Source organism: Erysipelatoclostridium sp. An15 (genome assembly GCF_002160675.1).
Classification (GTDB): domain Bacteria; phylum Bacillota_I; class Bacilli_A; order Erysipelotrichales; family Coprobacillaceae; genus Thomasclavelia; species Thomasclavelia merdavium.
In genome coordinates, this window is sequence record NZ_NFLA01000098.1 from 1 (window position 1) to 2,264 (window position 2,264).

At 32.2% G+C, this 2,264-nt stretch carries 1 protein-coding gene; it reads right to left on the bottom strand.

Annotation, left to right across the window (positions count from 1 at the left end):
- Nucleotides 1–183: 183 nt before the first annotated feature.
- Nucleotides 184–2,010 carry an IS1634 family transposase gene (locus B5E92_RS15105; protein WP_087303517.1) on the bottom strand — a complete coding sequence of 609 codons (1,827 nt, stop codon included), beginning with the start codon at nt 2,008–2,010 and terminating at the stop codon, nt 184–186.
- Nucleotides 2,011–2,264 lie beyond the last annotated feature (254 nt).

The following is a 2,264-nucleotide window of genomic DNA, read 5'->3' on the forward strand; positions in this document are numbered from 1 at the left end:
ATCATCATTTTCTCAAATTTCTAGATAAAAGCAAGAGTTTATTAATTTTCTTTTTATTAAAGTATTAAAATGTAAAAAGGAAATAATACTTCAATTATTATTTTTCTTGCTATTTCGATCCTATCTTTTACAGTTATTTTAGAGCGTAATGCCCATAAACGTTGAATTTATGGGCATTTTCACTTATTCGGATTTTGATTTTAGTTTCGTACTTTTTCTTGAATTTGCTACTCTTGAAAATTTTTTTAAATATTTTTGTGTCAACACTTCTCTTGATGGCTGGAATCCAAAAATATCTGCCAGATCATCTGTTATTTCTGTTCTGGTAAATGATGGAACATAATAGTTTCCAGTAAGATGTGTTATATTCATTTCTCTTAATGACTTTATTAATGTTTCTGATGTGTACTTTTCCTTCAGATAACATTTTTCCAGTATCCTGTATACCAGCAGTGCTATAAAACATGTCAAAAGATGTCCTTCAATAGATTCTTTTACTGTTACATACATTGGTCTTGTTTTAAGTTCACTTTTCATGATCATGAAGCTTTCTTCAATTTCCCATCTCTGTTTGTTTGCTTTGATGATCAATGATATATCTTCATCTTCTAAATCGGTAACAACTCCATAAAATCCATCATATTTTTCTTCCTCGGCTACTTTGTTTATATCGATACAGTACTGATCTTTATCAGCATTTTTACCATCTGCGGTAGTTGATTGTCTGGTTATATAGTATCTCGGATCTCTTTGATTTCTGTTTTTTATATTCCCTGGATTTTTTAGTAATTTTCCTGCCCTTTCGAGTTTTTTGTTTCTTATCCTTTTCTGATAATCTCTGTATTTAGTACTGTAGCTTATTATAAGATGTTCTTCTATCGTTTCTTTTCTGCCTGTAAGCTCGCTTTTTTTGGTTACCGGTACCCATCTGTCCTTATAAAATGTTAATTCATGGATGTTATAACTTTTCCCGTCAATAATTATTACATCCTCAAGTTCCCTGATATCAAATGTCCGGTCACTTCCAAAGATTTTCCATCCAGCAGGTTCCAGTGCCCATTCCTTCAGTTTCTTATTAAGCGCTTTGACAGGCTGGGTAACGATATAAGCACCATTCCTTTTTTTGTCATTGTAAATCTTGTTTTCCCATCCATTCAAACCGGCATCAGCAACTACTATAAATCTGCTGCATTCAAAATCCCTGTCAATTTCTTTTTCAAGTTCTCTCAGTGAAGGCTGTTCATTACTTTTGCCGCTAAAGACATAGTCAGCAATCGGCAATCCGTCTGCATCAAGGAACAAGCCATACTGTACGATAGGATTGGGTCTATGTTCCTTGCTTTTGCCATATTCACAGATATCATTTTCATCTTCTATTTCAAAATAAAAATTGGTGCAATCATAATAAAGGATACTGTCATTGCGTTTGCATATGTCTCTGCTGTTTTTATACAGCTGGCTTTCAATGAAATATCGGTTATCAGCTATAACAGGCAAAGAACGATATACATTTTCCAGTTTATATTCAGGAGACTCGATAAAATGACGGGCATCCAGGTAAGAAGAGCGTTTAGATCCGGGATAAATTATTCTTGCACAGACAAGATCGGCGATAATGGAATAAAGATCAAATTTAAAATGATATGATTCAGAAATAATTTTAGAAATATTCTTTAAACCAAGAGAAGAAAGAATGTTTCTTAGATAAAGATAGCCGATATTGAATAGGCGAATGTCATTTTTTTCGATAATTTTTTGAGGATGAAGAAGAATATCGACAGGAGATTTTTCATCTTTATCAAGTTCCTTGAGTATTTCAAGATGCTGATTAAGATGTTTCATCACGACATCTTTGGAATCAGTATTATATTTTTCCTTCAGACTGGAAAGAGAACCTAGCTTTTCAACGATGAAAGTAGAACGTTTATGGGTCAAAGGATTAGTATAGTCATCGATGATGCAATAAGATTCAGAATTTTTAGATTTAGTAGTTTTGATACGTTTAGCCATAAGAGACACCTCCTGATACTATTATAACATAAAGTACCGAAAAGTACGAATAAGAAATACAAAAAATTTGACAAAAAAACAACGCTATATCAAGCGTTTCAAAAAAAATAATTTTATCTAACTGTAAAACACCCGTTTGATATTTTGTGTAGTAACACTTTTTTCTCCTTGATATTTGATAGTAAATATTGAATCTTCTAATCCGATTCTTTCAATTACTCCTGATGTAATTACAGATTCATCATCCATTTCAA

Excerpts from the sequence above, each read along its gene's own strand:
- B5E92_RS15105 (WP_087303517.1), bottom strand. The coding sequence starts at position 2,010 with ATGGCTAAACGTATCAAAACTACTAAATCTAAAAATTCTGAATCTTAT.